Genomic DNA, 13533 nt, shown 5'->3' with positions numbered 1-13533 from the left:
TTTGGGTGTTCAGGCGCTGGACAAGCTGAAAGCGACACTGGATTCGTTTGTACAGTTGGGCGTTCAGGCGCTGGACCGGTTACTGGCACCGCTGGATGTTTTTACCCAGTTGGGGCTGAAGGCGTTTGAAGAATTAAAAGCCAGCCTCGCCTTCTTTGCTGATTTGGGTGTTCAGGCCCTGGACAAGCTGAAAGCGACACTGGATTCGTTTGTACAGCTGGGCGTTCAGGCGCTGGACCGGTTGCTGGCACCGCTGGATGTTTTTACCCAGTTGGGGTTGAAGGCGTTTGAAGAATTAAAAGCCAGCCTCGCCTTCTTTGCCGACTTGGGTGTTCAGGCGCTGGATAAATTGAAATCCAGTCTGGATATATTTACTCAGATTGGGGTTCAGGGACTGGAAGAATTAAGAGCCAATCTGAATAGATTTGCGCAGGTCGGTATTCAGGCCATGGAGAGTTTAAGAGATGGCTTGAAGGCATTTGCACAATTCGGAACTGAGGCTTTGGAAGCACTAAGAGCCGCCATGGATTTTTTTGGTAAAACCGGGAATAAGGTTTTTGGCTCACTTAATAATGGTGCTGATCTGCTATCTAATAAAGGAAATAAAGATACTTTTGGCAAACAAAGTAGAGGATTGGGTGCATTAGGAAATATTGGTCAAAAAGTTTTTGGTGTTTTGGGTAACGGCATAAACATTCTGGCAAGTGTTGGTGTAAAAGGTTTGTCTTTCTTAAATACTGCTTTCAGTACATTAGGTAAGGTAATGATGTTTCTTGGTCGGGCTATGATGGCAAACCCGATTCTTGCCATTATTGGTGTTATTGCAATGGCTGCTATTTATATTTGGCAGAATTGGGAATCATTGGGGCCAAAATTCATAGCCTTATGGGAAAGCGTTAAAAATATCTTTAGCGGTGCTTGGGAAGGAATTAAAAACCTTGTTAATACTGCCTGGGAAGGTATTAAGAGTTATTTCATGAATGGGGGACTCATCGGCATTATTTACCAAAACTGGGATACCATTAAACAAAGTGCTTCAGAAGCTTGGGAATCGGTTAAAGCGACAATAAGTGGAGTTTGGGAATCGGTTAAACAGAATACATCAGAAATTTGGGAGAGTATTAAAAAATCAATTTCAGATAGATGGAATGAAATTGTTGCTGATGTTCAGGCTATTCCGGAAAAATTAAAAGCTGCCGGTTCGGAAATGCTCGATGCCCTATTAGGAGGTATTCAAGAAAAGTGGAACACTCTGAAAGATAAATTCAAAAGTTTTGGTGATGCGGTTAAATCATTCTTTGGTGGTGGTGATGATAAAAAGGAAATTGAATTAAATACATCAGAGCAAATTACCAATAGTGAAACAGCCCAACAAGCGCGGAGTATTACGCCAAAGTTAAAAGATAAAGGTGGATATGTCTCTGCTGGGAATATTGCCATTGTCGGTGAACGTGGCCCTGAATTAGTCAGCGGCTCAGCAAATGTGACCAGCCGGGTAAATACGACAAAGTTTGCAGCGTTGGGGTTTGCTGTTAGCTCAATGTCATTGCCTGTTGCAGCTCAGGATGCGCCGTTACACGCACAAAGTCTGCCTGCCCACACTTATGAGGAAGTTCAGGCGAAGAGGGAACGAAGCCTGCTGCAGCAATCTGGTGGTGCACCGCAATATAGCATCAATGTCTATGGCGCTCAGGGACAATCCGCTCAGGATATTGCCCGTATGGTCAGACAGGAATTGGAACAACGGGAACGCATGCAGCAAGCCCGTACGCGTAGCTCACTTTCTGACAGAGGAGGAGATTTCTTATGATGGCGGCACTTGGTTTATTTGTTTTTATGCTGAAAACAACGCCATACCAAAGTTTTCAACATAAACAAAGTTGGAGACATGCTTTTAATAGCCGAGTGGGAGCACGGCCTGCATGGCAGTTTGTTGGTTCAGATAACGATACGATCACACTATCCGGGGAACTTTATCCTGAGCTGACAGGTGGTTCGCTTTCACTGACTGCATTGAAATTAATGGCAGACAGTGGCAAGGCGTGGTCTTTCATTGATGGTAGTGGTGCGATTTACGGTATGTTCGTTATCGAGAGCATCGATGAGACCAAGACAGAGTTTATGTCAGGTGGCGCAGCCAGAAAAATCAGTTTTACGCTGACTTTACGGCGGGTTGATAACAATCTGTTTGAAATGTTGGGTGATTTGCAGGATCAGCTTTCTAATATCAAGAAAGAGTTACCTAATTTGCCGAAAAAGATATCTGATTTCAAAAATGATGTTGTTAATAAAGCTAAGGGAGTATTCTCATGATCGATTTTGAAAAGTGGGTACCTAACACGGATTGGGTTCCTCAATTTGATTTGGTCACTGGTAAAGATAGTGCTCCCGCTTTTCGGTTGGAAACCAATAATAAGGATATCACTGGTAAAATTCAATCGCGTTTAATGTCTTTAACGCTGACGGATAACCGTGGTTTGGAATCAGACCAACTCGATATTGAGTTAAATGATGCGGATGGGGAACTGATATTCCCTTCCCGAGGCGATATTCTCACGTTGGAACTGGGGTGGCATGGCCACTCCTTAATCCCAAAGGGACAATTTGTTGTTGATGAAATTGAACATACTGGTGCACCTGATCGGCTGACTGTTCGTGCCCGCAGTGCTGATTTTCGTGGTGCTTTGAATGTCAAATGCGAAGAGTCTTATCATAAACAAACACTAGAGAACATTGTGAGCACGATTGCCACGAGAAACCAACTGACATTTAAAATCAGTAATGAATTGAAAGGTATCTCTATGCATATCGATCAAACTAATGAATCTGACGTGAGTTTTTTGACACGTGTGGCAAAGCAGGAAGGCGCGATTGCCTCAGTCAAAAATGGTGAATTGCTGTTTATTCGCCAAGGACAAAACAAGAGTTCGAGTGGCATTGCTATTCCTACTGTCTTGATTACTCGTGAATCAGGAGATAGCCACCGATTTTCTCTGTCTGATCGCGAAGCTTATACCAGTGTCGTTGCCCAGTGGCAGGATACCCGCACAGCGGCTAAGCAGACGGTTAAATTGATACGGGTAGAAACAGAGAACGGGAAAGTTGAAATTATCACTGAATATGGCAGCAGTAAGGGCAAATCATCAGGAAAGGATACCTCTAAAAAAGACCAGAATCCGCTCCAAAAAGAGCAATATTCTGTCCAGAAAAAAGAATCCCCAACCTTTAAAAAGGAAAAAATTCGTAAAAATGAGTCTCCTCGAGGAGTGAATCTTGTTAAGCCTAGTGGAGCGATCCTGGAGAAGAAAGGTGGCGTCAATTTGGCGAAAAAAGATCACAAAACAAAAGGAAGGGAGAAACCTGCTTATATTGAAAATGGACAAAAGGAGCAGAAAAGAAAAAACAGAGATAACGGAACTATCGATAGAGAAAAGAACATCGATACCAAGGGAAGTCTGTCTTATAAGAAACAAAGCAAGTCAACAACTAAACATCATCAAACAACAACGGTACAGCAAAAATCCACAAACTATTTGGCAGGAACTCAGGAGAATGTTCTGACGCTTTCCCGTATTTATTCTAACAAGGAAAATGCGGAGCGTGCCGGCAAAGCTGTTTGGGAAAAAATACAGCGGGGCGCCGCGCAGTTCTCTATCACATTGGCGAAAGGGCGTGCTGATATCTATCCTGAAACGCCCATCCAGTTAAAGGGTTTTAAAAAAGAAATCGATGAAACTAGCTGGACTATAGTTAAAGTAACTCACAACCTTAACGACAGTGGTTTTACGACCGGATTGGATCTCGAAATCAAAATTGATGATGTTGAGATCAAAACGGAAGATACTAAAATAAATACTTGATCTCAATATGAGATCTTTGGTATATTGTTCACCAGACGAGATGGTGTTATTTCAATAAAGGTGAACAATATGATTAAGTGTCCTCTGTGTGCTCAGTCAGCGCATACTCGTAGCAGCTTTGAGCATTCAAGCCAAACAAAGGAGCGCTATAACCAATGTCAAAACATCAATTGTGGAGCAACGTTCGTCAGCCATGAAACGTTTGTTCGTTTCATTTCTAAGCCAGGTGAAGTCGAAAATGTCACGCCACATCCAAAAGCAAAGACCAAAAGACAACCTCGCCAGAAAGCGGTTGCCGCACAATAAATAACAAAAAACCATTGCTCCAGTTTTTGCCACCGTTATGGTGGCTTTTTTCGGATTTGAATTAAATTATTTCTTGAATAAAGTTCTTGAATTGAGAACTTCATGTGACGCCTACTTGTTAACATAGCAGGCGTCAGGTTATTGGCAGGGTTACTTCTGTGCTTCTGCCTGCAAAATCCTTTGCATTTCATCTTTGATGTGTAGTTTTTCTTTTTTCAGACGTACAACCTTATCGCTATAGCCAGTTCCATTTGGCCCTTCAAGTTGCATTATTTCGTGGTCAAGTCGGTTATGTTTTTCAAACAAAGATTGGAAACGAGGATGAGATTCTTTTAGATTGGATACTAAATCACGGTATTCTGGAAACATGAGACCTCCTATACGAAATTCACTACCACGCCGTATGAGTGTAGCAGCCCATTGTAATATCAGATTTGAGAGATATCACATAAAAAAGATTTGGTAGTATCTGTTCAGCTTGTTGATTATTAATAAAAGTGAACATTAATTTTAGGGAATAGCTTTCATCTTTATTTAAGGGAATTAAAAATCAGTGCCTTGCCAAAAAACATAATTTACCTCAGGTTTTTTGTTGTTATGATCCAGTTTCTTTTTTAAACATACTTGAGGTGAAATATGAAAAAATATCTATTTCCTTTAGTTGCGTTGATGGTTTCGGCTTCTGCTTTTGCGGACAAAAAACTTGAAGATATAGCACCTTTTCCTGCTGCTCCTGACGGAATGATTCGTAGTGTGATTGAGGTTCCCCCTCAAGAGCGTGAGAACGACTATATGGTTGAGTTGATGATCGGCAAGAATATGAAAGTAGATTGTAATAACCACTGGTTTGGTGGCAATCTTGAGACCAAAGTTTTGGAAGGCTGGGGATACGATTATTATGAGTTGAATAAAGTAGCCGGTCCGATGTCTACCAACATGAAATGTGTAGATAACACAGAAACTGTACGATTCGTCCAAGTTCAGTTAGGTAAAGATGCGCTTATACGTTATAATAGCAAATTACCAATCGTTGTATATACACCCAAAGCGATGACAGTAAAATATCGTATTTGGCAGGCATCAGATAAAGTCAATAAAGCAGTGGTGAAGTAATTACTGATTAGGTAAATCAACAGCCTGGGTCTTTATTATAGAAAACTCAGGTTGTTTGGATCATGACATTGGTGTTTTTTATCTTATTTATTTTTAATTAGTAGTAATGTTTTTCCTATTAATTAGTCAATAAGTTTACAATAAAACAGTTCATAATGAATTTATACTTAAATTCGATTTGATAATATTTTTTATCCTTTACTTTCTGCCTGTGATTCCTTGCCAATATTTAAAAATACTAACTAAACTGTGTTTGGATTCTTTTGCATTCATGCAAATATCATTGAGGAATCGTAGAATGTTTAAAAAATTATCGGCAGAGTTTTTTGGTACTTTTTGGTTGGTGTTTGGTGGATGTGGTAGTGCTGTTTTAGCTGCGGCATTTCCACAGCTGGGGATTGGCTTTGTTGGCGTATCTCTGGCTTTTGGTTTAACTGTCGTGACAATGGCTTATGCTGTGGGGCATATTTCAGGAGGGCATTTTAATCCGGCGGTAACATTGGGATTATTTGCGGGCGGGCGTATTTCTGTAAAAGATGTGATCCCTTATATTATTGCTCAAGTGATTGGTGGAATTGCAGCCGCAGCGGTGCTTTATCTTATCGCCAGTGGTAAAAGTGGCTTTGATGCAACAGCGAGCGGTTTTGCGTCGAATGGTTATGGAGAGCATTCCCCCGATGGTTTTTCATTACAAGCTGCAATTATTATTGAATTAGTTTTAACTGCATTTTTCCTGATTGTGATCCTTGGGGCAACAGATAAAAACGCACCGGTAGGGTTCGCACCATTAGCGATAGGTTTGGCATTAACACTCATTCACCTAATTAGCATTCCTGTGACAAATACTTCTGTTAACCCGGCAAGAAGTACAGCAGTTGCTATTTTCCAAGGAACTTGGGCACTGGAGCAACTTTGGGTATTCTGGTTGATTCCATTAATTGGCGGTGTTGCTGGTGGATTGATATACCAGACACTATTACAGAAAGATGATCAATCCATTAATTAATATTCTCTTATTTTGACAAGCCATGCTATAGCGTGGCTTTTTTTATTCCTTTCTATGGTAAATTCTCTGTTCAGTTCAGTCTTTTCTTAAAAGGAAAAGTGATGGATCAAAATATAACTTGGAAGCAAGGCGAATATCAGGTTACAACGGATAAGAGTAATATTGATACTCATTTCGTGCATAGTCATTTAACCGAATTGTTTTGGGCGCGCGGAATTGAATTTGAGAGAGTTAAAACCTCGATCGATAATAGTTTATGTTTTGTACTACTTCATTGTGATAAACCAATTGGTTTTGCCAGATTAGTCACTGACTTTGCAACGTTTGCGTATCTTTCAGATGTATTCATTATCGATGAGTATCAGAAGAAAGGATTAGGACGTTGGCTGGTAGAATGTGTTTTACAGCATCCAATCATTCCTTATGTTCAACATGTGATGTTGGTAACGTCTTCAGCAAGCTGGCTTTATAAGAAGCTCGGTTTTGAACCTGTCGTAGAGAAGGATTTTGTGTGGACGTTAGAGAAAAAGAAAGCATCTGAGTAAATAACCAACAACACAGGCGATTATTATTAGTTTGGAATAATGTCGCCTGCATTGTCTCACTAATTGAAAAAAATTAAAAATTATCTTTAAATAAAGTGATGTTATTTATCAACAATAGTGTTTGACTTATATAAAGAACGAATATCGGGGAGTAAAGTTATTAAACCAATCAGGGACATAAATCCACCTACCCATAATGGAGCCTTCAATCCCCATCCTAAGTTAATACAAAAACTGCTAAGAAAAGCGCCAATGACAATACCAAAAGTAATCACTGAGGAATGAATAGTATTAATAAATGGGCGACCATTAGCTGTTCGCATTACTCGGGTGACCATGGCGGGATTCATGGTCACACCGACTAAGCCGATGCCGATTAGAGATAGAGCTGAAAGTGATTTTTTATCTGCAAAAAAAACAAAGAGTAGAATAAAGAAGGTTAATAAAATTAAACCAATGGTTAAGGTTGCTATCGTATAGCGGTCAGCTAGTTTTCCAACTACGATATTACCCACTATTGTGGCGGTTCCGTAGAGAATAAGTAAACTGGAGATTGCCCCATCACTATAGCCAGTCACCTCTTTTAATATTGGTATAAAATAGGTAAATGCCGCAAAAGTTGCGCCAATAATGAAAAGACTGGTGGAAAAAACGTACCATAATTTTTTATTCTTTAGGGGTTGCAGTTCTGAACGTAAACTGATTTTAGGCTGTTTTTGGATAGCAGGAATGCAGAATAAACTGATGAGGCCTACAATTATAGCCAATACACTGGTTGTCCAAAAACTTTCTCGCCAACCTGCATATGTGCCTATCAAATTCGCTATAGGTAATCCTAAGATTGTTCCCGCCATAATACCTGAAAGCACAATGGAAATAGCCCATCCTCGTTGCTGCTCTGCCACAAGTTCTATACAGATTGCCAGCGAAACGCCGAAGAAAGCGCCTGAAACCGCTCCAGTTATGATCCTTGCGATCATCAGCATAGGATATGAATTTGCCAGTGCTCCAAGTATTTCCCCAGCGATGAAAATCACATAGAGGGTAATTAATGCGATTTTGGGTGGAGTTCTTAATAATCCCAAAGCGAGAAGTGGGCCACCGAAAGACATCGCTAAAGCATATAGGGAAACAAGGTAGCCTATTTGGGAAATAGACACGCCCAGATCATGAGCCATGACTGGCATCATACCCGTTACTTGAAATTCACTGGTTACCATGGAAAAGATGCCGATTGCCAGCACGTAAATGGCGAAGGGAATCGATTTTTGCTTTGCCGGAGTATGGCAAGGAGCCTTGATATTGAATTGTATTTTTTCCATTTTAATTTTTTGATTAATTTTGTAGTGATGTTTACAAAATTATCTGACTTGCGAAAGTCAATCAAGATATTTATGTTATATCCACTACAAAAATAACGATGGTACATATGATGGCACCAAGAGGACGTCCTTTAAGTTTTGACCGCGATATTGCTCTGCAACAGGCAATGGAATTGTTTTGGACTAAAGGCTATGAAGGAACTCAGCTTACGGATCTCACTGCAGCGATGAATATTAATCCGCCGAGCTTTTATGCGGCATTCGGCAATAAGAAAAAAGCTTTCTATGCAGCGGTTGAACTTTACATTAAAACCGTAGGTTCTAAAGTGATGGATAGGCTTAACGAAACAGATGGTGTGCGGAATGGAATACGAGCAATGCTGGAATGTTCCGTAGATGTTGCCAAGTCAAACCGAGCGGGAGGCTGCTTGCTTATTTTAGGCGTGATGAACAACTTACAAGAAAATGAAGATGTTTATGCTTATCTTAGAACAGTGCGTAAAAACACACTGTCAATGATTCAGTCACGCATAGAACGAGGTGTAGCTGATGGCGAATTCTCCACTGACATCAATGTTGGAAAGTTAGCATTATATTTTTTGGGGATGATGCAGGTAATTTCATTTCAGGCGCGTGATGGAGCATCAAAAGACCAACTTATGAGTTTGATCGAACCCGCAATGACTGCAATACCTTCGTAAAACAGAGTCAGATTAGAAGATATCGTAACATGCTTAAATAGATACCATTGGAATGACTACAACTCGTTCCAATGGCTGATGATCTGTCCAACAAGGCCATAATCACGGGCTTCACCTGATTCCATCGAATAATTACGTTCGGTATCTTTTGTCACTTTATCGAGCGATTGGTTAGTTGCTTCATTTATAAGCCGATTAATGCGGTTACGGGTTTTCAATATTTCTTTGGCTTCGATTTCGATATCTGAAGCACGTCCTTGAACACCACCTAATGGTTGATGGATCATAAAACGGGTATTCGGGTATTGAATAGTGCGTAACGGTTTTCTTTGTTGGCAGCAAGGAAGATAGTAATGCCTGCACTAGCAGCAACCCAACCTGTGCCAATCATCATTACTTTGGGTTTAATAAATTTAACCATATCATGCAGGGTATTGCCTGCTTCAACATGACCACCTTGGCTATTAATAAATATTTTTATTGGGTCATTATTGATTTCTTGTAAAATCAGAAGTTGTGTCATGACCTTTTCAGCGAGCTGTTGATTGATTTCCAATGAAATAATAACGGATAGTTATTTGGTAAATTTATTTCGTATTTGTGGTGATTGGGAAACCTATTTTTCGGATTAATTTTGAAATTTTCTATGCATTATCTTCTTCTCTCTAATAACAAATAATTATCATCCATATAAATAATGTAGCTTTATAAGATGACTTGTGCTAAGAAACTTCATTTTGTTTGAGTTTTGTAATGAAATGAAAATTAATTTTTATTCATGTTTATTTTTTTATTTAAAAATCAACATGTTGAGTGGTTAATCTCAGCGATTTCACGAATGTGTAATGCGTGTAATAAAATAAGATATATACAATCTATATTATTGCTTATGTAATATATATGCATCACGCTAATCATTTTTGTGAGTGCTATTTATTGTATTTTATGATATGTAAATTACATTTTTAAATGTCAATGATAGTTTAGTTGGCAGGTGTTTTATTTTTTTATGATGAATAAATTAATTTAAGAGTGATAATCAATCGGATTAAAGGAATACATTAATACTTTAAAAGTATTTAACTTTCTTATTCCAATATGATTATGTCTTATAATATTTTGTTCTTAGCTATTTTATTTTAATGTTTTTGTTGATCTATATTCAGAATATATACTGCTGTTATATGTTATAAACAGCTATCTTTACATTCTGTAATATTCGTTAATTAGCAGTGATGTAAATGTAATAAATTAGGAATGAATTATGGAACATTTTGACATAGATATAGATAAAGTGTCGGGTAAGATTTTACATGAATTATTACAATACCGGCGGCGTTTTCCAGAATCTGCACATACAATTGAACATGAAGAAAATAGTGTTTCTGAAGTTCAGCTTCCACGTATTCGTGCGTTTGTTGCACAAGGAAAACCCATCGAATGTATTCTTCCTGCATTTCCGACGAAATCGCCAAATCCGCGTAAGGTATTGGGGACGATGCCTGATATGGCGGAAAAATTATCGTTAATTTTCCTAAATTCCCTGTGCCAGCGTATTCAGCTTTATTACCCACCCGGAGCAAATATTGTTATTTGCTCTGATGGGCATGTATTCAGCGATCTTATTCATGTTGATGATAAGACAATAACCCAATACCAATTGGAAATTGAAAGACTTTTGCATGAATTGGGGGCAACTAATCTTTCGGTCTTTAATCTCGGCAATGTTGAATCATTAACGCAATATACCAGCCATTATGATCAACTACGTGAATTGTTGGTCAGTCGTTATGCCTCTTCAACAGAGGATATTAAAGAGACGCTAAAAGAAAGCGAAGAGGGAGTACAGTTATATCGGGCGATAACTCGGTTTCTTTATGAGGATAGTTTATTGCCGGAATACACTGGTTCGAAAAATGCGCTGCAAAAAGATGCCCGTCAGCGAGCTGTTGGGGTTATCCAACGTAGCTGGGCTTGGGGAAATTTGCTGGCGGAACAGTTCCCGTTGGCAATCCGTCTCTCTATTCATCCGCAGCCAGCGGACAGCATTAAAATTGGTATTCACATGATGCCGACTCGAGATGATTGGCTGACTCCGTGGCACGGTGTAGCTGCCAATATTAACGGCCAATTTGTGTTGATGAAAAGTGATGAAGTAAAAAAGATGCAGGGAAAACTGGTCGAAATTCGCGGTGTTCCAAGTCATTACGTGATTGAGGCGTTATCCGAGGGAAAGCAGAAAGTAGAACCTCTGACGGCGGAAATTGAAAGATAAAGTGAATCGTTTTCTGAGGAAAAAATAATGGATACATATGATCTTGATTGCCATATTGAGTTGGTAAAACCGTTTGGGGTGCTTATTACGCCTAATCACCCTGAACAGGCTATTACCACGTTGTCAGTTGATGCTTTGCGCGAGTTAGCACGTACCCACTTATTGGTCGTATTGCGCGGTTTTCAGTCCGGTTTTACCGATAAAGAGAAGCTAACGGAATATACCCGTCGTTGGGGAGAAGTGATGATGTGGCCGTTCGGTGCGGTATTGGATGTGATGGAACATTCGGACCCCTCTGATCATGTCCTGGATAACACGGAAATACCACTGCATTGGGATGGTATGTATAAGCAGACGATCCCTGAGTTTCAGATATTTCATTGTGTTGCTGCACCTGAGGCTGCTCAGGGAGGACGTACCACGTTTGTCAACACTGAAAAATTGGTTATTGATGCCAATGATGATGAGCGTGATATGTGGAAAAAGACGTCAGTTACCTACCGCACAAGCAGAGTGACACATTATGGTGGGGAAGTCGTCTCTCCATTGGTATGCCTTCATCCTGACGGTAAAAAATGGGTCATGCGTTACAACGTGCCGATGAAAAAAGAAGAAGGAAAGTATTCCGACCATCACTTATTGGTAATGAATGGGCTGTCATTGGAAGAGCAAGAAACGCTAGAGAATGCACTGTATGAGCGATTGCATGATCCACGTTATTTATACGCTCATCAATGGCAATCTGGCGATATCGTCATTAACGATAATTTTACGCTGTTACATGGTCGTGAGGCATTTATAACTCACTCTCCTCGCCATCTTCAGCGGGTGCATATCCATGGTACTCCCGTGTGTGAAAATTCCCATTTTCGAACGATTTCCGTACCTGACTCGGATTCGGTAAATGCTTCTTTGAAGGAGATTTGATTAATGGCTCGTATTGTTTTGGCTGCTGTAGCAACCCCTGGTCATGTTTTTCCAATATATACTATTGCGGAGCATTTAATCGGACAGGGACATGATGTGACGATATTTAGTGGCTCTCCTTTTCGACAGCAGGCAGAAGCAATGGGAGCGAATTTTGTTTCCTTTGATCAACAAGTGGATGTTGACTATCGTTGTCTGGAAAAATATTTTCCTGAACGCGGAGAATACCCTCCCGGTAATATTCAGATGGCACTGGCAATGAAGCAGTTTTTTGCTGCGGTTATTCCTGTTTTGTCTGGTCAATTAATGCAAGTGCTTGAAGAAAATCAAACGGATCTCCTGTTTATTGATAATACATTTTATGCAGCGCTGCCGTTATTGCAGAAACCTGCGGAAGAACGCATTCCGGTGATTGCCATCGGCGTTACACCAGTATCGTGGTCATCAAGGGATAGCATATTTTGGGGGCCTCGTATTCCGCCTGAATTATTGCCCCCAGATTTGTCTCGTGAGCAATTGGTGGATGAGGAGACGAATCAATTAATCGAACAGGTCAGGGAAGCGTTTAATCAAGCGCTGGCTGCGGTGGATTGTTCACCACTAACTGGGGATCACAATGATATCTTGATGAGCCGAGTTGATCGTTTCTTGCAACTCGCAACACAATCATTTGAATTTCCCCGTGATGATTTACCTGAGACGGTGGAATTTATTGGGTCGTTAGGTGTAAAAGTAGAGGATGATAAGAGCCAGATAAGTTGGGCGGATGAAAGTTTACCTTTGATCTTAGTCACTCAGGGAACCTTGGCAAATATTGATTTTGACCAGTTGTTGTTGCCTACCATGCGTGCATTGGCAGACTTGCCAGTCCGGGTATTGGCAATCACTGGTGGACGTTCTGTTGAAGTGTTGGGAGACGACATTCCAGAAAATACTAAGGTGGTGGAATATCTCAATTTTGAGCACTGGATTCCCCGTGCATCAATTTTTATTACCAATGGTGGCTACGGTTCATTAAATTCAGCGGTTCGTCATGGTGTACCGCTGGTGGTTGCCGGCACTGGAGACGGTAAATTAGAAGCTGTTGCCCGCGTAATCTGGTCACGTTGTGGTATCAGTCTGCATACTGATACACCGAGTGAACAGCAAATATATCGGGCAGTGACGAGGATATTATCCTCTTCAATGTGGCATCAGCAGGCACAAATCATTAAGGCAGATTATGATGCCCATAATGCTTTGGAATCGATAACACAGCATGTTAATGAATTAGTTTCTAATCGGTAAAATTTAGATAAAGTGGGACTATGGTCCCACTTATTATTTATTATGAGCATGCCTATAGCAGCATGATAAAAACACCTATTGAATTCATCAGAGGTAGATCACGACATGATACGATGTAGGTATCAGTTTATTCATCAAGCTCTAATTTGATTGGGTATTGTTTGCCTAAGAATATTTCCAGAGTGACAGTT

Annotated in this window: 12 protein-coding genes and 2 pseudogenes; 11 read left to right on the top strand and 3 right to left on the bottom strand. The window is 40.2% G+C overall.

Annotated elements, in window-relative coordinates:
• The 4 genes and pseudogenes from Xhom_RS21040 to Xhom_RS21025 form a co-directional block, all read left to right on the top strand.
• Window positions 1–1810, top strand: a pseudogene (locus Xhom_RS21040) (phage tail protein); the annotation flags it as partial.
• The gene (locus Xhom_RS21035) at window positions 1807–2313 is read left to right on the top strand and encodes a phage tail protein (protein WP_069314933.1); all 507 of its coding nucleotides are present in this window, start codon (window positions 1807–1809) and stop codon (window positions 2311–2313) included. The pseudogene Xhom_RS21040 and the gene Xhom_RS21035, both read left to right, overlap by 4 nt.
• On the top strand, window positions 2310–3860 hold the full coding sequence (locus Xhom_RS43660; protein ID WP_069314934.1) for a phage late control D family protein: 1551 nt from the start codon (window positions 2310–2312) through the stop codon (window positions 3858–3860). Before Xhom_RS21035 ends, Xhom_RS43660 begins: the two co-directional genes overlap by 4 nt.
• A gap of 69 nt (window positions 3861–3929) precedes the next feature.
• Window positions 3930–4166, top strand: coding sequence for an ogr/Delta-like zinc finger family protein (locus Xhom_RS21025; protein WP_069314935.1), 237 nt, complete (start codon window positions 3930–3932; stop codon window positions 4164–4166).
• A gap of 150 nt (window positions 4167–4316) precedes the next feature.
• Here Xhom_RS21025 and Xhom_RS21020 read toward each other — a convergent pair whose 3' ends face one another.
• The gene (locus Xhom_RS21020; protein ID WP_069314936.1) at window positions 4317–4535 is read right to left on the bottom strand and encodes an HP1242/YdcH family protein; all 219 of its coding nucleotides are present in this window, start codon (window positions 4533–4535) and stop codon (window positions 4317–4319) included.
• A 267-nt stretch (window positions 4536–4802) separates the two neighbouring features.
• Between Xhom_RS21020 and eco the strand changes: the two genes are divergently transcribed.
• The 3 genes from eco (at window position 4803) to Xhom_RS21005 (ending at window position 6830) form a co-directional block, all read left to right on the top strand.
• Entirely contained in the window at window positions 4803–5279 is a 477-nt protein-coding gene (eco, locus tag Xhom_RS21015) for a serine protease inhibitor ecotin (protein ID WP_069314937.1), read from the top strand.
• Window positions 5280–5577: 298 nt separating this feature from the next.
• A complete protein-coding gene (gene aqpZ, locus Xhom_RS21010; protein WP_069314938.1) occupies window positions 5578–6285 on the top strand; it encodes an aquaporin Z in 708 nt (235 codons plus the stop codon).
• Window positions 6286–6386: 101 nt separating this feature from the next.
• Entirely contained in the window at window positions 6387–6830 is a 444-nt protein-coding gene (locus Xhom_RS21005; RefSeq protein WP_069314939.1) for a GNAT family N-acetyltransferase, read from the top strand.
• Window positions 6831–6931: 101 nt separating this feature from the next.
• Here Xhom_RS21005 and Xhom_RS21000 read toward each other — a convergent pair whose 3' ends face one another.
• A complete protein-coding gene (locus Xhom_RS21000) occupies window positions 6932–8152 on the bottom strand; it encodes an MFS transporter (protein WP_084022916.1) in 1221 nt (406 codons plus the stop codon).
• Window positions 8153–8259: 107 nt separating this feature from the next.
• Here Xhom_RS21000 and Xhom_RS20995 point away from each other — a divergent pair, with 107 nt between their 5' ends.
• Window positions 8260–8853: a TetR/AcrR family transcriptional regulator gene (locus tag Xhom_RS20995; RefSeq protein WP_232326205.1), complete on the top strand. Its 594-nt coding sequence runs from the start codon at window positions 8260–8262 to the stop codon at window positions 8851–8853.
• Between the two features lie 56 nt (window positions 8854–8909).
• Here the strand turns inward: Xhom_RS20995 and Xhom_RS20990 are convergent.
• Window positions 8910–9424: pseudogene (locus Xhom_RS20990) on the bottom strand (ATP-dependent Clp protease proteolytic subunit); the annotation flags it as partial.
• Between the two features lie 693 nt (window positions 9425–10117).
• Between Xhom_RS20990 and pvcA the strand changes: the two are divergent.
• The 3 genes from pvcA to Xhom_RS20975 are packed head-to-tail and all read left to right on the top strand — an operon-like array spanning window position 10118 to window position 13342.
• The gene (pvcA, locus tag Xhom_RS20985) at window positions 10118–11128 is read left to right on the top strand and encodes an L-tyrosine isonitrile synthase (protein WP_069314941.1); all 1011 of its coding nucleotides are present in this window, start codon (window positions 10118–10120) and stop codon (window positions 11126–11128) included.
• Between the two features lie 27 nt (window positions 11129–11155).
• Window positions 11156–12055, top strand: coding sequence for a tyrosine isonitrile desaturase/decarboxylase (gene pvcB, locus Xhom_RS20980; RefSeq protein ID WP_069314942.1), 900 nt, complete (start codon window positions 11156–11158; stop codon window positions 12053–12055).
• Window positions 12056–12058: 3 nt separating this feature from the next.
• Window positions 12059–13342, top strand: a complete 1284-nt coding sequence (locus Xhom_RS20975) for a rhabduscin glycosyltransferase (RefSeq protein ID WP_069314943.1) — start codon at window positions 12059–12061, stop codon at window positions 13340–13342.
• Window positions 13343–13533 lie beyond the last annotated feature (191 nt).

The organism is Xenorhabdus hominickii (genome assembly GCF_002632725.1).
GTDB lineage: Bacteria > Pseudomonadota > Gammaproteobacteria > Enterobacterales > Enterobacteriaceae > Xenorhabdus > Xenorhabdus hominickii.
The sequence above is the reverse complement of the archived record's forward strand: the minus strand, read 5'-3'. Positions and strand labels throughout refer to the sequence as shown.